Here is a 22883-nt window from a genome sequence, read left to right on the forward strand (position 1 = left end):
AGCTATCGTGCATTGACTGTTCACGGTTAACCGAAGGAGTGGCTGCGATGACGGCGAAGAAGATACTGATGCTGGTGGGCGACTACGTCGAGGATTACGAGGCGATGGTGCCGTTCCAGGCCTTGAGCATGGTGGGCCATACGGTGCATGCGGTATGCCCGGAGAAACTGGCGGGGCAGACCGTGCGCACTGCCATCCATGATTTTGAGGGTGAGCAGACCTACAGCGAAAAGCCGGGGCACAACTTTGCGCTGAATTATGACTTCGTGCGGGTGCGGCCCGAGGGGTATGACGCGCTGCTGATCCCGGGTGGCCGTGCGCCGGAATATTTGCGCCTGAATGAAAAGGTGCTGGAGCTGGTGCGGGCGTTCGACCAGGCAGGCAAGCCGATTGCGGCAGTGTGCCACGGTGCCCAACTGCTGGCGGCGGCGGGCGTGCTGGAAGGGCGTGAATGTAGCGCGTACCCGGCATGTGCGCCGGAGGTGCGTTTGGCGGGCGGCACGTTCATCGATATTGCGGTGGACCAGGCCCATGTGGACGGCAACCTGGTGACCGCTCCGGCCTGGCCAGCGCACCCGGCGTGGCTGGCTGCTTTCCTCAAGGCTCTGGGCACTCGTATCGCCTGATAGGGCCCCTTCGCGGGCACGCCCGCTCCCACAGGATTACCACTCACCCCAAGAGCAGTGGGATCCCTGTGGGAGCGGGCATGCCCGCGAATAGGCCAATACAGGCAACACCCCTCGAACAGGCTTAAGCCACCTGCTCAACCCAGTCATTGAGGTTGTAGTAGTTGGTCACCCGGGCAATCTTGCCGCAGTGGATATAGAAGAAAGCCCCCGCCGCCAGCACATAGGTCTGCCCGTTCGCTGCCGGCAGCCCTTCGTCATCGGCCAGATACTCCCCATGTACGGTGAATTCTGCGGCCACGCGGCTGCCGTCGGCGTTCTGCATCACCACGATATCGGCCAGGCGTTCGCGGTAGCAGCGGTTCATCTTGTCCATGAACGCAGCAAACCGGGCCTTGCCCATCTGCCGCTCGCCTTGGTTGATGTCGTGGATCACATCCTCGTTGAGCAGCGCCAGTAAGCCCGGCATGTCACCGGCGTTGAAGGCGGCGTAGTAAGCATTTACCAGCTCGGTAGCGGTCATGGAACAATACCTGTCGTGTAGGGAAAAGGCGGCTCATTGCCTCGGATGATAGGGTTTCCCCTCAAGCCCGGCTTAGCCGAGCGCGTCATCCACATCGACAAAACGACCGCCAAGCATGGAAATACGCCTGTTGCACGGCGCCGCTATCGCGCCATACATCGATGACCTCGTTCGCCTGCGCCTGACAGTGTTCCGCGAGTATCCCTTCCTTTACGATGGCACCCCTGAGTACGAGGCCAGTTACCTTGCCACCTATGCCCGCTCCGGGCGCAGCCTGGTAGTGCTGGCACTGGACGATGGCAAGCTGGTGGGGGCCTCCACGGGCCTGCCGCTGGTGGATGTTGCAGCCGAATTCCAGCAGCCGTTTCTGGCCCATGGGCGTGACCCGGCCGGGGTGTATTACTTCGGTGAGTCGCTGGTGCTGCCGGAATATCGCGGTCAGGGCCTGGGGGTGCGCTTTTTCATCGAGCGCGAGTCCTACGCGCACAAACTGGCCGAGTTCGATTACTGCGCCTTCTGCGCCGTGGAGCGCCCCGGCGTGCATCCGCTGCGGCCTGCGGACTACAAACCGCTGCAGGGCTTCTGGCGCAACCGCGGGTTCCTGCATGACCCATCCCTGCGCACCCGTTACGCCTGGCGTGACCTGGACGCGCAGGAAAGCTCGGAAAAGATCATGTCGTTCTGGACCAAGGAACTGCCAACTTGACCCTGTGAAAACAACAACGGCCCCTGTTGGGGCCGCTGTTGTTACATCAGGTTTACTTCACTTCGACTGCCAGGCTCTCGGCAATCTTGCTCTGCCACAGGGCAGGGCCGGTGATGTGAACCGACTCACCGTTGCTGTCTACGGCAACAGTCACCGGCATGTCCTTGACGTCGAACTCGTAGATCGCTTCCATGCCCAGCTCGGCGAAGGCCAGGACCTTCGACTTGCGGATGGCCTGGGCCACCAGGTAGGCAGCGCCGCCGACGGCCATCAGGTACACGGCCTTGTTGTCCTTGATCGCTTCGATGGCGGTCGGGCCACGCTCGGACTTGCCGATCATGCCCAGCAGGCCGGTCTGCTCAAGGATCTGGCGGGTGAACTTGTCCATGCGGGTTGCGGTGGTCGGGCCGGCAGGGCCTACCACTTCGTCACCGACCGGGTCGACCGGGCCTACGTAGTAGATGAAGCGGCCTTTCAGGTCTACCGGCAGCTCTTCGCCACGGTTGAGCATTTCGACCATGCGCTTGTGCGCGGCATCGCGGCCGGTCAGCATCTTGCCGTTGAGCAGGATGGTTTCGCCCGGCTTCCAGCTGGCGACTTCTTCCGGAGTGATGTCGTCGAGGTTGACGCGACGGGCACTCGGGCCAGCTTCCCAGACGATTTCCGGGTAGGCGTCCAGCGACGGTGCTTCCAGCTCGGCCGGGCCTGTGCCATCGAGCACGAAGTGGGCGTGACGGGTGGCGGCGCAGTTGGGGATCATGCACACCGGCAGCGACGCGGCGTGGGTCGGGTAGTCCATGATCTTGACATCGAGCACGGTGGTCAGACCACCCAGGCCCTGGGCGCCAATGCCCAGCTGGTTGACCTTCTCGAACAGCTCCAGGCGGATTTCTTCGAGGCGGTTCTGCGGGCCACGGGCTTTCAGCTCGTGGATGTCGATGGACTCCATCAACACTTCCTTGGCCATGACGGCGGCCTTCTCGGCGGTACCGCCGATGCCGATGCCGAGCATGCCAGGCGGGCACCAGCCAGCGCCCATGGTCGGGACGGTCTTCAGCACCCAGTCGACGATCGAGTCGGACGGGTTGAGCATGGCCATCTTCGACTTGTTCTCCGAGCCGCCGCCTTTGGCTGCGACATCGACCTCGACCTTGTCGCCGGGCACGATGGAGTAGTGGATCACTGCCGGGGTGTTGTCCTTGGTGTTCTTGCGGGCACCGGCCGGGTCGGCCAGGATCGAAGCGCGCAGCACGTTTTCAGGCAGGTTGTAGGCGCGACGCACACCTTCGTTGATCATGTCGTCGACGCTCAGGGTGGCGCCGTCCCAGCGCACGTCCATGCCCACGCGCACGAACACGGTGACGATACCGGTGTCCTGGCAGATCGGGCGGTGGCCGGTGGCGCACATGCGCGAGTTGATCAGGATCTGGGCGATGGAATCGCGCGCAGCAGGCGACTCTTCACGCAGATAGGCCTCGTGCATGGCCTGGATGAAATCGACGGGGTGGTAGTACGAGATGAATTGCAGGGCGTCGGCGACGCTCTGAATCAGGTCGTCTTGCTTGATCACGGTCATGCAGCGCGCTCCTCTTAAAGACGGGAACATTCATAAAGACGCTCGACGGTGCCGACCAGCATGTCGAAACGCCTTGCAAGGCGCCGGCAGGTCAGGCCGGCGGAAAAAGGCGCGGCAGTATAGCGCGCATCCGTGCCCGGCACACCTTCGGCCGGTCTGGACGATGGTCGGCTGTGGGCAGGCATCCTTTTTGCTGACGTGCTGCGCTTGGCTTACAGTGAGCCTCGAATACCTGGAGAAACACCGAACATGCCCGAACTATGCGTGGGCGAGCGCCGCTGGGCGGTGCCGACCGGCAGCAACCTGCTCGATGCCTTGAACGAGGCCGGCCTAAACGTGCCCTACAGCTGCCGCGCCGGCAGCTGCCACGCCTGCCTGGTGCATTGCCTGGACGGGCTGCCAGCGGATGCCTTGCCCGAGGCACTGGCGCTGGAAAAACACGCCCAGGGCTGGCGACTGGCTTGCCAGTGTCGGGTAGTGGGTGACTTGCGTGTGGCGGTGTTCGACCCGCAGCAGGATGGTATTCCCGCACAAGTTTGTGCACTGGACTGGTTGGGTGACGTGTTACGCCTGCGCCTGCGCCCGGAGCGAGCACTTCGGTACCAGGCGGGCCAGCATGTGGTGCTGTGGAGCGGGGCGGTAGCGCGGCCCTACTCTCTGGCAAGCCTGCCGGGTGAAGACGATTTTCTGGAGTTTCATATCGACTGCCAACGGCCAGGTGCTTTTTGCGACAAGGCGCGAGAGCTCAAGGTTGGCGACTCGATACGCTTGGGGGAGCTCAGGGGCGGAGCGTTGCATTATGACCCGGACTGGCAGGGGCGACCGCTCTGGTTGCTGGCCGCGGGTACCGGGCTTGGGCCCTTGTGGGGCATTTTACGCGAGGCGATGCGGCAGGGGCATCACGGGGAGATCAGGATGGTGCATGTGGCGCATGGCCACGTTCAGCATTACCTGGCTGAGCCGTTGCAGGCGATGGAGGGCGTGAGTGTCGAACTGGTGCTGACGGAGCAGTTGGACGAAGCGCTCGCGACATTGCGGCCGTCATCACGGCAAACGGTTGCACTGGTCTGTGGCTCGCCGGCGAGTGTGGAGCAGTTTGCGCGGCGGCTGTTTATTGCAGGGGTACCAAGGAACCAGGTGTTTGCCGATGTGTTTGTCGAACATGCCTGAATGAAAGGGGGCCGCAAAGCGGCCCCTTTTTTTGTAGCAGCAGATCAGCCGACCAGCGGATCACCAACGTGCAGGATTTTCATGCCGTTGGTGCCACCGATGGTGTGGTAGCTGTCACCTTTGGTCAGGATCACCCAGTCACCCTGTTCTACCAGGCCGCGCTTGAGCAGCTCGTCGACCGCTGCCTGGCTTACCTTGTCGGCCGGCAGCGAGGCCGGGTCGAAGGCGATCGGGTAGACGCCGCGGAACATCGAGGCACGGGCCTGGGTGGCGCGGTGTGGCGTCAGGGCGTAGATCGGCACGTGCGAACGCAGGCGCGACATGATCAGCGGGGTGTAGCCACTTTCGGTGAGGGCGATGATCGCCTTGACGCCGGGGAAGTGGTTGGCCGTGTACATGGCTGCCAGAGCGATACTTTCATCGCAACGCTCGAAGGTGGTGTGCAGACGGTGGCTGGACTTCAGGTTGGTAGGGTGCTTCTCGGCCCCCTGACAGATCCGCGCCATGGCCTGGACGGCTTCGATCGGGTAGGCACCGGCGGCGCTTTCGGCCGACAGCATCACCGCATCGGTGTTGTCGAGTACGGCGTTGGCCACGTCGGACACTTCGGCGCGTGTCGGCATCGGGTTCTGGATCATCGACTCCATCATCTGGGTCGCAACGATCACTGCCTTGTTGTTGCGGCGGGCGTGCTGGATGATCTTTTTCTGGATGCCGATCAGTTCGGCGTCGCCGATTTCTACACCCAGGTCGCCACGGGCAACCATGACGGCATCCGACGCGGCGATCAAGCCGTCGAGGGTTTCGTCGTCGGCCACGGCTTCGGCGCGTTCGATCTTGGCCACCAGCCAGGCGCTGCCGCCGGACTCGTCACGCAGCTTGCGCGCGTATTCCATGTCCTTGGCGTCACGCGGGAAGGAGACGGCCAGGTAGTCCAGGTCCATTTCCGCAGCCAGCTTGATGTCGGCCTTGTCTTTTTCGGTCAGGGCCGGGGCAGTCAGGCCGCCACCTTTGCGGTTGATGCCTTTGTGGTCCGACAGCGGGCCACCGACGATCACCACGCAGTGCAGGGCATCAGCGGTGGCGGTCTCGACACGCATGACCACGCGGCCATCGTCGAGCAGCAGTTCGTCGTTTACGCCGCAGTCCTTGACCAGGTCGGGATAGTCGATCCCGACGATGTCCTGGTTGCCTTCGGTCAGCGGGTGGACGGTGGAGAAGGTGAACTTGTCACCGACTTTCAGTTCGATGCGCTTGTTGCTGAACTTGGCGATGCGGATCTTCGGACCCTGCAGGTCGCCCAGCAGCGCGACATGGCGGCCGTTCTTGGCGGCGATGTCACGGATCAGGCGAGCGCGGGCCTTGTGCTCGTCCGGGGTGCCGTGGGAGAAGTTCAGGCGTGCCACGTCCAGGCCGGCAAGGATCAGTTGCTCGATCACTTCCGGCGAGTTGCTGGCGGGGCCAAGGGTGGCGACGATTTTGGTACGGCGGATGGTCATGCACAGACTCCTATAGTGAAGCGCAGCGAAAGGCTACTCCTGAATCTCGCTGTAGTCATTGTTCCGTTGCACTACCTGCGACCAAGGCAGGGTGGCATTTGAACGGCCGGAGTATGCTTGCAAAAGCGTGTGAAGATTTGTTGGCGTTGGCCGATACACAGGCATTAAAGGAGATCCCCATGCGAGCCCTGATCGTTTTAGCCCTGGCGGCCAGCGCCGTCGGCTGCACCCGCTGGTCCATGGACCACCACCTGAACAATGCCTATCGCGCCTACGACCGTGGCGACTGTGCACGGGTCATGCTGGAGCTGTCGCAGGTCGACCGTACCAGCCGTTCGCGGCCGTTCATCCACCCTGAGGTGTCGCTGCTGCGTGGCCAGTGCCTGGAGCGCCAGGCGCTGTACGTGGATGCCGCACAGACCTACCAGTACCTGATCCAGAAATACCCGGGCAACGAATACGCCTACCGTGCCCGGGCACGCCTGCAGACGCTTGAAAAACTCGGCCACGCCCGTAGCGGCGAAGCGGCTGTGGCCAGCCCGGTGACGATTGCACCTTGGCGATAACACCAAGGTGTGGTTTATTTCACGAGATTTGCTGCGCGCCCTGCGCTAATCTGTAACTCAGCTGTTACAACAACCGCCAGTACCTTGTATTCCTGGCATCAGGTACGGAATACACTCGCGATCATGTTCAACAAGCGCCACATCGAACGTCACCAGCTGCCTTGTGTCCTCAAGGTATTCAACCGTTTTACCGACCAGGAGATCGGCCAGCTGGGCAATGCCTCCGAAGATGGCCTGATGGTCATCAGCCAGCTGCCTGTACTGGTGGGTCCCGATTACGAACTGCAATTGCGCTTGCCGCTGGTCGGCGGCGGGTATCAGTTCGTCAACCTGACCGCCAGTTGTCTGTGGTGCCGCGAGGACCAGACGCCTGGGCACTACGATTCGGGCTTCATGCTGTTGCAGGCGCCGCGCGAATTCGACGAGTTCGTGCGCTCATTGCGCGATTATTTCAGCTTCCTTCCTGCCAACGCTTCTGTCTGAGGCTGCGCTAGAATCGGGTCGACCTTGATACAGGACGACCCCGTGACCTCAAGCATTTTCTGGCACGACTACGAAACCACCGGCATCAACCCGCGCTGCGACCGGCCGCTGCAGGTGGCCGGTGTGCGTACCGATTTCGACCTTAACGAAATCGACGAGCCGATCAGCCTTTATTGCCGGCCCTCCGACGACATCCTGCCGCACCCGGCGGCTTGCCTGGTGACTGGCATCACCCCGCAATTGCTGGCCGAGAGAGGCTTGTGCGAGGCCGATTTCATGACCCGGGTGCATGCGCAACTGGCGCAGCCGGGTACTTGTGGCGCGGGCTACAACACCCTGCGCTTCGACGATGAAGTGACCCGGTACAGCTTGTACCGTAACTTTTTCGACCCGTATGCCCGGGAGTGGCAAGGTGGCAACAGCCGCTGGGACCTGATCGACATCGTGCGAACTGCCTACGCCTTGCGCCCTGATGGTATTCAATGGCCGCAACAGGACGGGCGCACCAGCCTGCGCCTTGAACTGTTGAGCAAGGCCAATGGCATTGACCATGGGCATGCTCACGAAGCGCTTTCCGACGTGCGGGCAACCATTGCCCTGGCTCGTCTGATTCGGCAGAAACAGCCCAAGTTGTATGACTGGCTGTTCCAGTTGCGCAGCAAGCATAAAGTGATGGAGCAGATCCGTATGTTGCAGCCAATGGTGCATATATCCGGGCGCTTTTCGGCCGCGCGTAATTACCTGGGGGTCGTATTGCCATTGGCATGGCACCCACGTAATCGCAATGCACTGATTGTGTGCGACCTGCATCAGGAAACCCTACCGTTACTGAGGGAAAGTGCTGAAGTTCTGCGCCAGCGTTTGTACACCCGCCACGAAGCGTTGGCAGAAGGTGAATTACCAGTGCCGCTCAAACTGGTGCAAATCAATCGTTGCCCGGTACTGGCGCCACTCTCGGTATTGCGCCCGGCCGATCAACAACGCCTGGGGCTGGACTTGACGTTGTTACAATTGCGCGGCGAACAGTTGGCGAATCAACAGGCGCAATGGCAAGACAAGCTGGAGCACATCTACGGCAAGGAAGACTTTGCCCCGAGTGAAGACCCGGAACAACAACTGTATGACGGTTTTGTGGGGGACCGGGACCGCCGCTTATGTGAGCAAGTGCGTACACTGGAACCCGCGCAGTTGGGCCGTGGGCAATGGATGTTTGATGACCCTCGCTTACCGGAACTGCTGTTCCGCTATCGGGCGCGCAACTTCCCCGAGACGTTGACCCAGGAAGAGCGCCAGCGCTGGTATGGCTTCTGTCAGCAGCGCCTGGTTGACCCGCAGTGGGGAGCGCCCAATACGCTGGGCGACTTCGAACAGGCGCGTCAACAGGCCTGGGAAGGCGCTGACGAGGCTGGACGGCGTGTGCTGGAGGCTTGGCAAATCCATGCCCGGCAATTGCAGGCACAATTTGCAATTGGCTGACAGCGAGGCAAACAAAAACGCCGGCAATAGGCCGGCGTTTTTGTTGCGATAAGCAAGAGGCGAATGCGGACAATCAGTCCAGCAGGGTTGCCCAGCTTTCAACCACATCGCCACCCCAAGTAGCTTTCCACTCTTTCAGGGTTTTGTGGTTGCCGCCTTTGGTTTCGATCACTTCACCGTTGTGCGGGTTTTTGTACTGCTTGACCTTGCGCGCACGTTTGGTGGCAGTCGGCTTGACCGCACCGCGTGGTGCCTTGCTCAGTTTCGACTCTGGGTCGAGCAGGGCAATCACGTCGCGCAGCGACTTGGAGTACTCGCCCATCAGTGCGCGCAGTTTGCCTTCGAACTCCAGTTCTTGCTTCAGCTTGTCATCCTGCGACAGGTTGGCCAGGCGGGCCTGAAGTTCCTTGATGGCTTCTTCGGTAGCGCGGTACTCGTTGATCAGGGACATGGAGTGTTCCTTTAATGCGTGTTCAGAAATGTGTGGGCCAATAATAGACAGGCGATACTCGCAAGTAAACATGATATTCCGCGATTAACTGTTAATTAAGCTGTGACAACATGTCTCTACGTGAACAAAAATTTACTTACTAACCCGGCATTTTGTCCTGTCTGTCAGACAATGCCTGCGCCCTGCAGGCACCGGTATGCGCCACTGCGGCTGCGATCAATACTGCGTTTTTTCTGGCGGGCCGCTAGAATGGGCGCCTTTGCGAAGTTCTGGAGTCTCATTCATGCGCACCTATCGTCTGGTGATCGCCTGCCCCGACCGTGTAGGCATCGTGGCGAAAGTCAGTAATTTCCTGGCCTTGTACAACGGCTGGATCAACGAAGCCAGCCACCACTCCGATGAGCAGAGCGGTTGGTTCTTCATGCGCCATGAGATCCGCGCCGAATCGCTGCCGTTCGGTATCGACGCTTTCCGCGAGGCGTTTGCGCCAATCGCCGAAGAGTTCTCCATGACCTGGCGCGTGACCGACTCGGCGCAGAAAAAGCGCGTGGTACTGATGGCCAGCCGCGAGTCGCACTGCCTGGCCGACCTGCTGCACCGCTGGCACACCGATGAGCTGGATTGCGAGATCCCTTGCGTGATTTCCAACCACGACGACCTGCGCAGCATGGTCGAGTGGCACGGCATTCCGTTCTTCCACGTACCGGTCGACCCCAAGGACAAGGCACCGGCCTTTGCCGAGGTGTCGCGCCTGGTGCAGGAGCACGCCGCTGATGTGGTGGTGCTGGCCCGTTACATGCAAATCCTGCCGCCACAACTGTGCCGGGACTTTGCTGAAAAGGTGATCAACATCCACCACAGCTTCCTGCCGTCGTTTGTTGGCGCCAAACCGTATCACCAGGCCTCCCTGCGTGGGGTGAAGCTGATTGGTGCGACCTGCCACTACGTCACCGAAGAGCTGGACGCTGGCCCGATCATCGAGCAGGACGTAGTGCGCGTAAACCATGCCGACAGCATCGAGGACATGGTCCGCTTTGGCCGCGATGTCGAGAAGATGGTGCTGGCCCGTGGCCTGCGTTATCACCTGGAAGACCGGGTGCTGGTGCATGGCAACAAGACTGTAGTTTTCGATTGATGATGCAGGGGCTGCTTTGCAGCCCAGGCAACCTTGATGGACAAACCGATGGCCAAGCAACGCAATACTCCCACCGCCTCACCGCCACCCACCCTGGGCGAAGGCTGCCTGGCCCGCTACGACCCCGAAGCCCTGGATGACTCTGACGGCACCGACTTCCCCGGCGCTGCCGAACTTTGGCAACAGCTCAACCCGTCTGACGCCGCCAGCGCTCCAGCAACGGACGCGCCAGCAGGCCCACGAATACCCGCCGCCGAGTAGTGCCTGGCCCAGCCAGGCGGTTCATGCGTTGACCTTGCGCTCCAGCCAGGCCGACTTGGTCAGTGGCTCGCGGCCTTCAGCCAGCAAGCTGCGCAAGGTGTTCAGCCAGTAGTCCCGCGAGGTGCGGTGGCGCATGTCTACAGGGTGCAGGCCCAGGCGCAGGGTCTCGGCGTCGCGCCAGCGGCGGCATTGCCAGTCGCACAGCACCCTGGAAAGCCCTCGGCGCCAGGCGCTGCGGGCACTCCATACCAGCCCCGGGGCTTGGATCGCGGTGAACTCCGGCAAGCGGTACAAGTGCTGCGGCGTGCTGGTGTACCGCAGGGGTAGGCGGCGCAGGGCCTGGCGGGTGCCTTCGCTCATCAGCCAGGCCGGCGCGACAAAGCCTGCTACGGGCCATCCCTGCTGATCGAACAGCGCCAGGCCACGCTCCAGCCGTTGCAGTGCCTGCTGCTGGTCGAGGCCGTAGAACTCACCTTCGTGGGTGTAGATGCGGCGCATGAAGTACTCGCTGGGCGTGCGTGGCGGCGGGCCGTTGTCGGCATGGTAGTAGCCGTGCAGGGCAAGTTCGTCCCCTTGGGCCAGGCGCCGGTCAAGCAAGCGGCAGAAGGTGGGTGAGCGCAGCAGCAGGTTGCGCCGGTGAAAGTCCGGCACCACAAGCCAGGTCATGGGGATGCCGCCAAGCGTGTCGATGGCCTCGACGAAGGGTTGGTAATCTGGCCAGGTTTCGGGCGCGACATCGTGCAGCACCAGCATCAGGCTGCGGGTTGTCGGCCGTGCCTCAGCCATGGGCACGGGCCTGTGGCGTTTGGCCGAGCACGGCCTGATAGTGCTGCAGCAGGCCGCAGACCACGTTGTCCCATGAATAGTGCTGCTCTACGTGGCGGCGGGCCTGGGCCCCGAGTTTGCGTACGCCGGCCTCGAATGCCTCGTGTACAGCCACCGCCATGGCCTGGCCATCGTTGGGGCGGCACAGGCGCCCGCACTGTTCGTTGACGATTTCGCCGAAGGCACCGGCGCGCACGGCCACCACGGGGGTGGCGCTGGCCATTGCTTCGAGTATGACCAGGCCGAAGGTTTCCTGGTCTCCGGCGTGCACCAGCAAGTCGGCACTGGCCAGCAGCCTGGCAACTTCCGGTATGGGGCAGAAGCGGTCGATCACGCTGACGTTGCGCGGCACGTTGGCCGGCATGTTCGAGCCCACCAGCAGCAGGTGGTAAGGGGAACGCAGCTGCTGCATGCAGTCGAGCAGCACGGGCAGGTTCTTTTCCCGCGAGCCGCGGCCGGCATAGATGAGCAGGCGGCTGGTGTCGGCAATGCCCAGCTGCGCGCGCAGGTGCGGGTCGCGTTGCTCGGGGTTGAAGGTGGCCAGGTCCACGCCCAGGCGCTGTACATGCACATCGCGTATACCCAGGCGGCGCAATTTGTCGGCCATAACCTGGCTGGGCGCCAGCACCCGGTCGAAATTGCCGTACAGCTTGCTGACGTAGGCCTCGACATTGGGCGTGAACCAGTTGCCCATGCGGTTGCTGACCAACAACGGCAGGTCGGAATGGTAGAAGCCGATCACCGGCACATCCAGTTGACGCCGTGCCTCCAGCGCTGCCCAGGCGGTCAGGTAGGGATCGCCGACTTCGATCAGGTCGGGCTTGAGCCGTCGCAGTTCACTGCACCAGGGGGCCAAGCGTAGCGGGAAGCGGTAACCCTTGCCGAATGGCAGCGGTGGGGCGGGTACCTGGTAGATACCATCGGCGTGCTTTGCGCTGGCGCCGGGGATCAGCAGGCTGTGGCGTACGCCGTGAATGGCGTCGAGGCGGTGGTGTTTGGCATCAAGATAGGTACGTACGCCGCCGCTGGCCGGGGCGTAGAACATGGTGATGTCGGCGATGTGCACGATCAGCATCCCTCCGGGATCATCTTCGGGTCTGTCAGCCGGCTGTAACTGCCGGTGATGACGCGCCTAAAGGTGGACCTTTTTGAAGGATAGTTTGTTCGATCGGGGTTGGGCGGGGGTAGGGCTGGAGAGCGGTGTTTGCTTCTTCGCGGGCGCGCCCGCTCCCACAAGGGCCGCACAGCGGCTGAGGCTGGCGTTATTCCTGTGGGAGCGAGCGTGCCCGCGAAGCAGGCGGCGCGGTCTAAGGTTAAATGCGGAAACTGCCCACCAGCTGCTTCAGGCGGCCGGCCTGCTGCTCAAGGTCCGAGCAGGCGCGCAGGGTGGCTTGCAGGTTCTCCACGCCTTCCTGGTTGAGCATGTTGATCTCGTTGATGTCCATGTTGATCGCTTCGACCACGGCGGTCTGCTCTTCGGTGGCGGTGGCCACAGACTGGTTCATACCGTCGATCTCGCCGATGCGCACGGTAACGCTGTCCAGCCGCTCACCGGCCTGGTTGGCGATCTGCACGCTGTCCTGGCTGTGGCGCTGGCTCTGGTCCATGGTCTCGACCGACGCGCGGGCGCCAACCTGCAATTCTTCGATCATGGTCTGCACTTGCTGCGCCGATTCCTGGGTGCGGTGTGCCAGGTTGCGCACTTCATCGGCCACCACGGCAAAGCCACGGCCAGCTTCACCGGCCCGGGCCGCTTCAATCGCGGCGTTCAGCGCCAGCAGGTTGGTCTGCTGGGAAATGCTGGTGATCACTTCGAGGATCTGGCCAATGTTGACGGTCTTGTTGTTCAGCGTCTCGATGTGCCCGCTGGAGGTGACGATCAGGTCAGACAGGCGGTTCATGGCCGCAATGTTGCGCTCGACCACCTGTTGCCCCTCTTCGGCCAGCAGGCGAGCCGAGCTGGCATGCTGCGATGCCTGTGCGGCGTTGCCGGCGATTTCCTGGGCAGCGGCGCCAAGCTCGTTGATGGCGGCGGCTACGCTGTTGGTACGGTTGGACTGTTCATCAGAGTTGGTCATCGACGAGTTCGAGGCGCTGATGACACGCAGGGCCACTTCGTTGACCTGCGCGGTGGCCGAAGACACTTCGCTGATCGAACTGTGGATGCGCTCGACGAAACGGTTGAAGGCGGTGCCCAGGATGCCGAACTCGTCGTGGTTGTGAATGCGCAGGCGTTTGGTCAGGTCGCCTTCCCCCTCGGCGATGTCTTCCATGGCGCGGGTCATGGTGTGCAGCGGCTGCATCAGTACGCTGATCAGCAGACCGAGCAGGCCGATGATGATCACTACCGCCACCACCGTGGCGATCACCGCCGAGGTGCGGAAGGTGCTGAGCATCGAGAAGGCCTTGTCCTTGTCTACCGACAGGCCGATGTACCAGTTGGCCGAAGGCAGGCCGGTGATGGGGGTGAAGGTCAGCAGGCGAGCCTGGCCTTCGCTCTGCACTTCGGTCAGCTCACCGGTTAGCTTCGGCGTGTGCTGCGGGAACAGGTCCGACAGCGACTTCATTACCAGATCTTTGTCTGGGTGCACCAGGATCTTGCCCTGGTCGTTGACCAGGAAGGCGTAGCCCATGCCGCCGAAGTTCAGCGAGTTGATGATCTGCACCAGGCCGTCCAGGGCCAGGTCGCCACCGACCACGCCAACACCGTTGGAAACCTTGCTGAGGATGCCGATGACCATCTTGTTGGTGGTCATGTCGATGTACGGTTCGGTCAGTGTCGCGCCAGTGGCGTTCATGCCGTCCTTGTACCAGGGGCGGGTGCGCGGATCGTAGCCATCCGGCATTTTGGCGTCCGGGCGCACGCTGAACCCGCCGTCCACCTTGCCCAGGTAAACGGTGAGGAAGCTGGAAATCAGCGCATTCTGGCCCATCAGGGTTTCGGCGTTGGTTGGCTCCTGGGCAATGTTCTGTGCCAGGTTTTCCACCAGCTTGATACGGCCGTCGAACAGGTTGCGGATGTTGGTAGAAGTGGAGGCGCCCATTTCAGCCAGATAGTTTTCCAGGTCCTCGCGGATCGCATTACGCTGGAGGTAATCGTTGTAGAGCGTGAACAGGCTGAAGGCGAGTATCACGATCAATGATGCTGCCAAAAGAATCTTGTGGCTGAAACGAAGGCTTTTGTTCATGGCGTAATCGGTTCCGCTAAGGTGTTATATCAGGCGTTCGCACGGGTGGAGCCGCAAAGCTGTGCAACATCCCGAAAAGTCCCTTTTCGGTTGTTCCTCTCTAATTAAGGCGAATATCACCCAAAGGTATCGGCCGAATTAAGGTAAAGCTTGAGCAGAGGATTACAGAGATGTCGGAAACTTCGACCATAGTTGTAGGCGCTGGCCCGGATGGCCAGCCAGTCGGGCAAGCGATGCGGCTGGCCAACCGCCACGGCCTGGTGGCAGGCGCGACCGGTACCGGCAAGACGGTGACTTTGCAGCACCTGGCGGAGGCGTTCAGCGACGCAGGGGTGGCTGTGTTCGCGGCCGATGTCAAAGGTGACTTGTGTGGCCTGGGTGCTGCCGGCACGCCGCAGGGCAAGGTGGCCGAGCGCATCGCCGGCATGCCCTGGCTGGGGCACACGCCCCGGGCTTACCCGGTAAGCCTGTGGGACATCGCCGGGCAGTCCGGCCACCCGCTGCGCACCACCCTCAGCGAAATGGGGCCGTTGCTGCTGGGCAACCTGCTGGAGCTGACCGACAGTCAGCTGGCGGCGCTGTATGCGGCCTTCAAGGTGGCCGACCGTGAGGGCCTGTTGCTGCTCGACCTCAAGGACCTCAAGGCCCTGCTCGCGCACTTGAAGGACAACCCGCAACTGCTGGGTGAAGACAGCGCATTGATGACCACGGCCTCTACCCAGGCGTTGTTACGACGGCTGGCGACCCTGGAGCAGCAGGGCGCCGAGGCACTGTTCGGCGAGCCAGCGCTGCAGCTCGAAGACTTGCTGCGGCCAGACCTGGATGGCCGTGGCCGCATCCACCTGCTGGACGCCAGTCGGTTGGTGCATGAGGCGCCCAAGGTGTACGCGACCTTCCTGCTGTGGCTGTTGGCCGAGCTGTTCGAGCAGCTGCCCGAACGGGGCGATGCCGACAAGCCGGTACTGGCGCTGTTCTTCGATGAAGCGCACTTGCTGTTCAACGGTACGCCCAAAGCGCTGCAGGACCGCCTTGAGCAGGTGGTGCGGCTGATCCGCTCCAAGGGTGTCGGCGTGTACTTCGTTACCCAGTCGCCGGGAGACCTGCCCGATGCAGTGCTGGCCCAGTTGGGGTTGCGCATTCAGCATGGCTTGCGGGCGTTTACCGCCAAGGAGCAGAAGTCACTGCGGGCGGTGGCCGATGGTTTTCGCCCCAACCCGGCGTTCGACACCCTGGCGGTGCTGACCGAGTTGGGGATTGGCGAAGCATTGGTGGGTACGCTGGAAGAGAAGGGCACGCCTGCCATGGTGCAGCGGGTGCTGATTGCACCGCCGCAGTCGCGCATCGGGCCTTTGAGTGCGGCCGAGCGCAGTGCGCTGATTGCCGCTTCGCCGCTGGTAGGGCGCTATGACAAGCCGGTGGACCGTGAATCGGCCTATGAAATGCTGACCCAGCGCAAGGGCGAGGCGGTGGAGCCGGCTCCGCAGCCGAAAGCTGGCGAAGAAAGCTTTGCCGACAAGGCCGGTGACTTCTTGCAGAGTGCAGCGGGGCAGGCGATCAAGTCGGCGGTGCGCCAGGCGGCCAACCAGTTGGGGCGGCAGCTGGTGCGCGGGTTGATGGGGTCGTTGTTGGGGGGCAAGAAAAAGTAGTACAGGCTTGCGCTGTACCTGTGGGAGCGGGCATGCCCGCGAAGCAGGCGACGCCGTGGATGGCACCAGCTTTGCCGGTGTTCGCGGGCTCGCCCGCTCCCACAAGAAAATGAGTCCGGCTGGAGATATGAAAAAGGCGCCCGAAGGCGCCTTTTCTAGGGTGGTGTCACTCAGCCAATGGCTTTGGACGCCAGCCAGAACAGGCCGGCCGCCAAGCCCATCGAGCACGGCAGGGTCAGTACCCAGGCCAGCAGGATGGTCTTCACGGTGCCGCCCTGCAGGCCGCTTTTGTTGGCGACCATGGTGCCGGCCACGCCGGACGACAGTACGTGGGTCGTCGATACAGGCAGTGCGAACACGTTGGCCATGCCGATGGCGCAGGCTGCGGTGATCTGTGCCGACATGCCCTGTGCGTAGGTCATGCCTTGCTTGCCGATCTTCTCGCCAACGGTCAGTACCACACGCTTCCAGCCAACCATGGTGCCCAGGCCCAAGGCCAGCGCGACGGCCACGATCACCCAGAACGGCGCGTACTCGGTGGTGGCGGTAAGGTCTTTGCGCAGTTTTTCCAGGTCGGCCTTTTCACGGGCATCGAGGCCTGGCAGCTTGCCAACCTTCTTCGCGGTGTCATCCAGGCACAGCAGGTAGCGGCGCACTTCAACGCGCTTGTCGGCATCCAGGCTGTGATAGTCGGTCACGCCTTGAAGCGAAGACTGCAGAGCGGCGATGGTAGGTTCGGTCTGCTGCGGGTTGCAGCTGAACTGCTCAGGCAGGTCGCTGGACTTGGCCTTGCCCAGTGCCAGGAAGTCGCCCAGGGTGGCGGCGTTGCGCTGGTAGAACTGGCTCATGTGCAGGGTGGCGTCGCGGGTACGCTCGATCTGATAGGTGGTGCTGTTCAGGTCGAGGACGAACTTGGCCGGGACAATACCGATCAGCACCAGCATGATCAGGCCGATGCCTTTCTGGCCGTCGTTGGAGCCGTGCACGAAGCTCACGCCCATGGCCGAAACCACCAGCACCATGCGGTTCCAGAATGGCGGGTGCTTCTTGTCGTCAAGCTTGCGGCGCTGGTCGGGGGTCTTGTGCATCTTCGACAGCGGGCGCCACCACTTCAGGCCGATCAGCACCAGCGCTGCAACGGCAAAGCCGGCCATTGGCGAAACCACCAGCGACATGGCGATGTCGATCGCCTTCTGCCAGTTGACGCCATCGCCCAGCGGGATGTCGTTGATCAGCGCATTGGCCAGGCCAACCCCGAGAATGGAGCCGATCAGCGTGTGCGAGCTGGAGGCGGGGATGCCGAAGTACCAGGTGCCCAGGTTCCAGGTGATGGCCGCAGCCAGCAGCGAGAAGACCATGGCCAGGCCGTGTCCGGTGTTCACATTGATCAGCAGCTCTACCGGCAGCAGGTGCACGATGGCATAGGCCACCCCGACACCGCCGAGCAGAACGCCAAGGAAGTTGAACACGCCGGAGAAGAACACGGCGAGGTGCGGCGGCATGGCTTTGGTATAGATGACGGTAGCTACCGCGTTGGCGGTGTCATGAAAGCCATTGATGAACTCGAAGGCGAGTACGAAGGTCAAGGCGAGCAGCAGGCTCACCAACACCCAGGCATCCAGTCCGCTGAATAAATCGATCATGAAGGTTGTCTGGCGGTCATAGGGGGGCGGGATTATGCCAGAAAACCTTGGCAATCGATGCACCTGCTACAGACCGATGGCAATCTTCATGGCCTGAGCGCGGGGTGCACGTTGGGGCATTCAGGCAGGTAAATATCGGCTAAAAAGCGCAAAGCCTGGCTAAATCAGGCAAAAAAGCAAAGAAATGGCCGTTTCGTCACCATTCAAACGATTGTATGAAATTTGTGTAATTCCATTTCATCTTCGGTCAGGCGGTAAAGATCGACCGCGCCCGGGCTGGCCGGGCGGCGACGCGCTGGCGTGGTCCCGGGTCAGGGATTGTCGCTGCGCAGTTCCTTTTCAATGCGTTCCAGTTCCTGGTTGAACGCCTGGTCGCGCACGCTGGCACGTTTGCGCCAAGGTTTGCGTTCCGGATCCGGTTGTGCGGCGTAAGTGGTGACTTCACCACCGTAAACATCCTTGTAACGTTCAGCCTGGCGCTCGAGTTCAGCGCGCAGTTCATCTTTCGTCACATGCAGTACCTGAATAAGTGTAATGACTGTTGTTATGCGTTGTGCAGCATGCACATGCCTTGCTGGCCGCAACGGCTAGAGTCAGCGGAAGGTTCCATTACCAAGCTAGCGTCGGGGCCTGCGCAGTCGATTATAGCAACCGATAAATCGCCGAACATCGTTATTTACTGAACGCTGACATCATCTGACGTAAGTAGTAGCAGGTGCCGGCGAACAGTTTGGACCTTTCGTACAAGTTTGAAAGGCATGGCGGATAAAAGTTCGCGGCAATACCGGCGCCTGCGCCTGAATGAAAAACGGCCTCGCCAAAAGGCGAGGCCGTTGCCTGGGACTTCTACGGTGGGTACCTGACCAGTCTCTCCAAAGAAGCCACAAGTGGCAGGGGAAAGGTATAAGCAAAAGTGTCAGCGGTCAATTGCGATTATCGGCCGTTTGTTCGATAATCGCACGAACGGGCGTTTTTTTTGAGGTGTGCGATGAACGACGAAACCCTGGCCAACGATTCGGTCAATCCAGAGCCGGCGCGACCCGCTTCGGCCGCCATGGCGCCGCCGATCGTGGCTTCCCCGGCCAAACGCATCCAGGCGTTTACCGGCGATCCCGACTTCATGACCTCCCTGGCCCGTGGCCTGGCCGTGATTCAGGCCTTTCAGGAGCGCAAGCGCCACCTGACCATCGCCCAGATCAGCCACCGCACCGAAATCCCCCGGGCAGCGGTGCGCCGCTGCCTGCACACGCTGATCAAGCTGGGGTACGCCACTTCCGACGGGCGTACCTATTCGCTGTTGCCCAAAGTGCTGACGCTGGGGCACGCCTACCTGTCGTCGACGCCACTGGCGATTTCTGCCCAGCCTTATCTGGACCGTATCAGTGACCAACTGCACGAAGCCGCCAACATGGCGACCCTTGAAGGCGACGACATTCTTTATATAGCCCGTTCGGCCACGGTAGAGCGGCTGATATCGGTCGACCTGTCGGTGGGCGGGCGCCTGCCGGCCTATTGCACATCGATGGGGCGCATTCTGCTGGCGGCCATGGACGACACCAGCCTGCGTGAATACCTGGAACGTGCCGACCTGAAGGCGCGCACCAGCCGTACCCTGCATGATCCTGAGTCACTGTTCGCCTGTATCCAGCAGGTGCGCGCCCAGGGCTGGTGCGTGGTGGACCAGGAGCTGGAGCAGGGGCTGCGTTCGATTGCCGTGCCGATCTATGACGCTTCGGGGCAGGTGCTGGCGGCGCTGAACGTGAGCACCCATGTGGGGCGGGTGACGCGCAGCGAGCTGGAGCAGCGTTTCCTGCCGATCTTGCTGGCGGCCAGCCGGGACCTTTGCCATCAGTTGTTCGGCTGAGATTGCAGGGGTCGTAAAGCGGCCCCGAATTAGAACAGGCAAAACCGTTTCTTGTGCGATAAACGCACAGTGTCGTTCCGGGCGAATTGCTTCACTTGCGCCCGCTGATTAATGTCTCTCGCAAAGGTCGGCCCTGCCGACCGAACAAGAAAAACATAAGAGGCACTTACCCATGAATACTGTCACTTCGCTGCTGCGGCCGCACCCGCACGCAGTACCGTTGTATCCAGGCTGACGCAGGCCCTGTTCCCCAATCATCGTCTTCTGTGCCGGTTGCCCGCGTGCAGTGGTCTGGCTGTGCCCTACATTCTGGATAACAACAATGAACCAAGCGCAAAACAGCGTCGGCAAAAGCCTCGACGTCCAGTCGTTCATCAATCAGCAGCCGCTGTCCCGCTATCAGTGGCGGGTCGTGTTGCTGTGCTTCCTGATCGTCTTCCTTGATGGCCTGGACACTGCCGCCATGGGCTTCATCGCCCCGGCGCTGTCGCAGGAGTGGGGCATCGACCGGGCCAGCCTCGGCCCGGTGATGAGCGCCGCGTTGATCGGCATGGTGTTCGGTGCCCTGGGCTCCGGGCCGTTGGCTGACCGCTTCGGCCGTAAAGGCGTGCTGGTGGGGGCGGTGCTGGTGTTTGGTGGTTTCAGTCTGGCCTCGGCCTATGCCACCAACGTCGACCAGTTGCTGGTGCTGCGCTTTCTGACCGGCCTGGGCCTGGGTGCCGGCATGCCCAATGCCACCACGCTGCTGTCCGAATACACCCCCGAGCGCCTGAAGTCGCTGCTGGTGACCAGCATGTTCTGCGGCTTCAACCTGGGCATGGCCGGTGGTGGCTTCATTTCGGCGAAGATGATCCCGGCTTATGGCTGGCACAGCCTGTTGGTAATCGGCGGCGTGTTGCCACTGCTGCTGGCGGTGGTGTTGATGGTCTGGCTGCCGGAGTCGGCGCGGTTCCTGGTGGTGCGCAACCGTGGCACCGACAAGATACGCAAAACCCTGGCGCCCATCGCACCGCAGGTGGTGGCCGAGGCGGGCAGCTTCAGTGTGCCAGAGCAAAAGGCCGTCGCCGCGCGCAGCGTGTTTGCGGTGATCTTCTCCGGCACCTATGGCGTGGGCACCATGCTGCTGTGGCTGACCTACTTCATGGGCCTGGTGATCGTGTACCTGCTGACCAGCTGGCTGCCAACCCTGATGCGTGACAGCGGCGCGAGCATGGAGCAGGCCGCGTTTATCGGTGCGCTGTTCCAGTTCGGCGGCGTGCTGAGTGCCGTGGGTGTGGGCTGGGCCATGGACCGCTACAACCCGCACAAGGTGATCGGTATTTTCTACCTGCTGGCCGGGGTGTTCGCCTACGCCGTGGGGCAGAGCCTGGGCAACATTACCGTGTTGGCCACGCTGGTGCTGATTGCTGGTATGTGTGTAAACGGTGCGCAGTCGGCGATGCCGTCGCTGGCGGCCCGTTTCTACCCGACCCAAGGCCGTGCCACCGGTGTATCGTGGATGCTTGGTATCGGCCGTTTCGGTGCGATTCTCGGGGCCTGGAGCGGCGCTACGCTGCTGGGGCTGGGGTGGAACTTCGAGCAGGTGCTGACGGCGTTGCTGGTGCCTGCGGGACTTGCTGCGGTTGCTGTGATCGTGAAGGGCTTTGTGAGCCACGCCGACGCTACCTGATAAGGCGGGGGCCGCTTTGCGGCCCCGCAATGGAGATGGATAGCAGCGCAACAAATTGTTCGCTAATCGCACAAATAGTCGATTATCGGATTGTAAGTCTACCGCCAGTCTCCTTAATCTGAGCTCATCGAAGCACCCTGACCAGTAGCCTCCACACGTACCGCCGCGGCCAATCGCCAGTGGCAGGAGAAGCCTAATGCGCGACGTATTTATCTGTGACGCCATCCGCACCCCGATCGGCCGCTTCGGCGGCGCCCTGGCTGGCGTGCGTGCCGACGACCTGGCGGCCGTGCCGCTGAAAGCGCTGATCGAGCGCAACCCTGCCGTGCAGTGGGACCAGGTTGATGAAGTGTTCTTCGGCTGCGCCAACCAGGCCGGTGAAGACAACCGCAACGTGGCGCGCATGGCGCTGCTGCTGGCCGGCCTGCCGGAGAGCATCCCGGGCGTCACCCTGAACCGCCTGTGCGCGTCGGGCATGGATGCCATTGGCACCGCCTTCCGCGCCATCGCCAGTGGCGAAATGGAGCTGGCGATTGCTGGCGGCGTCGAGTCGATGTCGCGCGCACCGTTCGTCATGGGCAAGGCTGAAAGCGGCTACTCGCGCAACATGAAGCTTGAAGACACCACCATCGGCTGGCGTTTCATCAATCCGCTGATGAAGAGCCAGTATGGTGTGGACTCTATGCCGGAAACCGCCGACAACGTGGCCGACGATTACCAGGTTTCGCGCGCTGACCAGGATGCTTTCGCCCTGCGCAGCCAGCAAAAAGCTGCAGCCGCCCAGGCTGCGGGCTTCTTCGCCGAAGAGATCGTGCCGGTGCGCATTGCGCACAAGAAGGGCGAAACCATTGTCGAGCGTGACGAGCACCTGCGTCCGGAGACCACGCTTGAGGCACTGACCAGGCTCAAGCCGGTCAACGGCCCGGACAAGACAGTCACCGCCGGCAACGCCTCGGGCGTGAACGACGGTGCCGCGGCGCTGATCCTGGCGTCGGCGGAAGCGGTGAAGAAGCACGGCCTGACCCCGCGTGCCCGGGTATTGGGCATGGCCAGTGGCGGTGTTGCGCCACGGGTAATGGGCATTGGCCCGGTGCCGGCGGTGCGCAAGCTGACCGAGCGCCTGGGTGTGGCGATGAGTGATTTCGACGTGATCGAGCTTAACGAAGCCTTTGCCAGCCAAGGCCTGGCGGTTCTGCGTGCGCTGGGCGTGGCCGACGATGCGCCGCAGGTGAACCCTAATGGCGGTGCAATCGCCTTGGGCCATCCGCTGGGCATGAGCGGTGCGCGCTTGGTGCTGACTGCTCTGCACCAGCTGGAGAAGAGTGGTGGGCGTAAAGGCTTGGCGACCATGTGTGTGGGCGTTGGCCAAGGTTTGGCACTGGCCATCGAACGGGTTTGACCTGTACCGGCCCTATCGCGGGCAAGCCCGCTCCTACAAGGAACCACGCTCTCCCTGTAGGAGCGGGCTTGCCCGCGATAGGGCCGGTAGCTTCGACATAAGGCTAATGGCCAGCTTGATAGCGGAACGAGTGTGTTACCAGGTATGTCTAGACTTACCTGTGACCCTCCTGGAGTA

Annotated in this window: 21 protein-coding genes; 12 read left to right on the forward strand and 9 right to left on the reverse strand. The window is 62.1% G+C overall.

What is annotated here, in order from left to right; all coding sequences use genetic code 11:
• Window positions 1-47: 47 nt before the first annotated feature.
• Window positions 48-626, forward strand: a complete 579-nt coding sequence (locus P0Y58_07335) for a DJ-1/PfpI family protein (protein WEK32000.1) — start codon at window positions 48-50, stop codon at window positions 624-626.
• Between the two features lie 124 nt (window positions 627-750).
• Here the strand turns inward: P0Y58_07335 and P0Y58_07340 are convergent, their stop codons facing one another.
• Complete coding sequence (locus P0Y58_07340) at window positions 751-1149, reverse strand: nuclear transport factor 2 family protein (protein ID WEK32001.1); 399 nt, start codon at window positions 1147-1149, stop codon at window positions 751-753.
• A gap of 115 nt (window positions 1150-1264) precedes the next feature.
• Between P0Y58_07340 and P0Y58_07345 the strand changes: the two genes are divergently transcribed.
• Window positions 1265-1855 (forward strand): GNAT family N-acetyltransferase, encoded by a 591-nt coding sequence (locus P0Y58_07345; GenBank protein WEK32002.1) that lies wholly within the window; start codon window positions 1265-1267, stop codon window positions 1853-1855.
• A gap of 52 nt (window positions 1856-1907) precedes the next feature.
• Here P0Y58_07345 and P0Y58_07350 read toward each other — a convergent pair whose 3' ends face one another.
• Entirely contained in the window at window positions 1908-3431 is a 1524-nt protein-coding gene (locus P0Y58_07350; GenBank protein ID WEK32003.1) for a fumarate hydratase, read from the reverse strand.
• 249 nt (window positions 3432-3680) lie between these two features.
• On the opposite strand from P0Y58_07350, the gene P0Y58_07355 reads away from it, so the two are divergent.
• Window positions 3681-4601 (forward strand): iron-sulfur-binding ferredoxin reductase, encoded by a 921-nt coding sequence (locus tag P0Y58_07355; protein ID WEK32004.1) that lies wholly within the window; start codon window positions 3681-3683, stop codon window positions 4599-4601.
• A gap of 44 nt (window positions 4602-4645) precedes the next feature.
• Here the strand turns inward: P0Y58_07355 and pyk are convergent, their stop codons facing one another.
• A complete protein-coding gene (pyk, locus tag P0Y58_07360) occupies window positions 4646-6100 on the reverse strand; it encodes a pyruvate kinase (protein WEK32005.1) in 1455 nt (484 codons plus the stop codon).
• 179 nt (window positions 6101-6279) lie between these two features.
• Here pyk and P0Y58_07365 point away from each other — a divergent pair, with 179 nt between their 5' ends.
• From P0Y58_07365 to sbcB, 3 genes are all read left to right on the forward strand, one after another.
• Window positions 6280-6666, forward strand: a complete 387-nt coding sequence (locus tag P0Y58_07365; GenBank protein WEK32006.1) for a tetratricopeptide repeat protein — start codon at window positions 6280-6282, stop codon at window positions 6664-6666.
• A 123-nt stretch (window positions 6667-6789) separates the two neighbouring features.
• Complete coding sequence (locus tag P0Y58_07370) at window positions 6790-7149, forward strand: PilZ domain-containing protein (GenBank protein WEK32007.1); 360 nt, start codon at window positions 6790-6792, stop codon at window positions 7147-7149.
• Between the two features lie 42 nt (window positions 7150-7191).
• Window positions 7192-8625, forward strand: coding sequence for an exodeoxyribonuclease I (gene sbcB / locus P0Y58_07375; GenBank protein ID WEK32008.1), 1434 nt, complete (start codon window positions 7192-7194; stop codon window positions 8623-8625).
• A 73-nt stretch (window positions 8626-8698) separates the two neighbouring features.
• Here sbcB and P0Y58_07380 read toward each other — a convergent pair whose 3' ends face one another.
• Window positions 8699-9076: a DNA binding protein gene (locus tag P0Y58_07380; protein WEK32009.1), complete on the reverse strand. Its 378-nt coding sequence runs from the start codon at window positions 9074-9076 to the stop codon at window positions 8699-8701.
• 283 nt (window positions 9077-9359) lie between these two features.
• Here P0Y58_07380 and purU point away from each other — a divergent pair, with 283 nt between their 5' ends.
• Together purU and P0Y58_07390 are read left to right on the forward strand one after the other, a co-directional pair.
• A complete protein-coding gene (gene purU, locus P0Y58_07385) occupies window positions 9360-10211 on the forward strand; it encodes a formyltetrahydrofolate deformylase (protein ID WEK32010.1) in 852 nt (283 codons plus the stop codon).
• Window positions 10212-10259: 48 nt separating this feature from the next.
• The gene (locus P0Y58_07390; protein ID WEK33291.1) at window positions 10260-10472 is read left to right on the forward strand and encodes a hypothetical protein; all 213 of its coding nucleotides are present in this window, start codon (window positions 10260-10262) and stop codon (window positions 10470-10472) included.
• Window positions 10473-10493: 21 nt separating this feature from the next.
• On the opposite strand, the gene P0Y58_07395 is transcribed toward P0Y58_07390, so the two are convergent.
• From P0Y58_07395 to P0Y58_07405, 3 genes are all read right to left on the reverse strand, one after another.
• Window positions 10494-11258, reverse strand: coding sequence for a DUF2334 domain-containing protein (locus P0Y58_07395; GenBank protein ID WEK32011.1), 765 nt, complete (start codon window positions 11256-11258; stop codon window positions 10494-10496).
• On the reverse strand, window positions 11251-12372 hold the full coding sequence (locus P0Y58_07400; protein WEK32012.1) for a glycosyltransferase family 1 protein: 1122 nt from the start codon (window positions 12370-12372) through the stop codon (window positions 11251-11253). Before P0Y58_07400 ends, P0Y58_07395 begins: the two co-directional genes overlap by 8 nt.
• A 238-nt stretch (window positions 12373-12610) precedes the next feature.
• A complete protein-coding gene (locus P0Y58_07405; protein WEK32013.1) occupies window positions 12611-14485 on the reverse strand; it encodes a methyl-accepting chemotaxis protein in 1875 nt (624 codons plus the stop codon).
• A 170-nt stretch (window positions 14486-14655) separates the two neighbouring features.
• On the opposite strand from P0Y58_07405, the gene P0Y58_07410 reads away from it, so the two are divergent.
• Window positions 14656-16131 carry a DUF853 family protein gene (locus tag P0Y58_07410; GenBank protein ID WEK32014.1) on the forward strand — a complete coding sequence of 492 codons (1476 nt, stop codon included), beginning with the start codon at window positions 14656-14658 and terminating at the stop codon, window positions 16129-16131.
• 170 nt (window positions 16132-16301) lie between these two features.
• Here P0Y58_07410 and P0Y58_07415 read toward each other — a convergent pair whose 3' ends face one another.
• Window positions 16302-17774, reverse strand: a complete 1473-nt coding sequence (locus tag P0Y58_07415; protein ID WEK32015.1) for an inorganic phosphate transporter — start codon at window positions 17772-17774, stop codon at window positions 16302-16304.
• Window positions 17775-18085: 311 nt separating this feature from the next.
• Complete coding sequence (locus tag P0Y58_07420) at window positions 18086-18286, reverse strand: hypothetical protein (GenBank protein ID WEK32016.1); 201 nt, start codon at window positions 18284-18286, stop codon at window positions 18086-18088.
• 476 nt (window positions 18287-18762) lie between these two features.
• Here P0Y58_07420 and pcaR point away from each other — a divergent pair, with 476 nt between their 5' ends.
• From pcaR to pcaF, 3 genes are all read left to right on the forward strand, one after another.
• The gene (gene pcaR, locus P0Y58_07425) at window positions 18763-19638 is read left to right on the forward strand and encodes a pca regulon transcriptional regulator PcaR (GenBank protein WEK32017.1); all 876 of its coding nucleotides are present in this window, start codon (window positions 18763-18765) and stop codon (window positions 19636-19638) included.
• 322 nt (window positions 19639-19960) lie between these two features.
• Window positions 19961-21307 (forward strand): MFS transporter, encoded by a 1347-nt coding sequence (locus tag P0Y58_07430; GenBank protein ID WEK32018.1) that lies wholly within the window; start codon window positions 19961-19963, stop codon window positions 21305-21307.
• Window positions 21308-21503: 196 nt separating this feature from the next.
• Window positions 21504-22706 (forward strand): 3-oxoadipyl-CoA thiolase, encoded by a 1203-nt coding sequence (gene pcaF, locus P0Y58_07435; GenBank protein ID WEK32019.1) that lies wholly within the window; start codon window positions 21504-21506, stop codon window positions 22704-22706.
• The last annotated feature ends 177 nt before the right edge of the window (window positions 22707-22883 follow it).

Origin of the sequence: Candidatus Pseudomonas phytovorans (genome assembly GCA_029202525.1) — a bacterium.
Taxonomy (GTDB): Bacteria; Pseudomonadota; Gammaproteobacteria; order Pseudomonadales; family Pseudomonadaceae; genus Aquipseudomonas; species Aquipseudomonas phytovorans.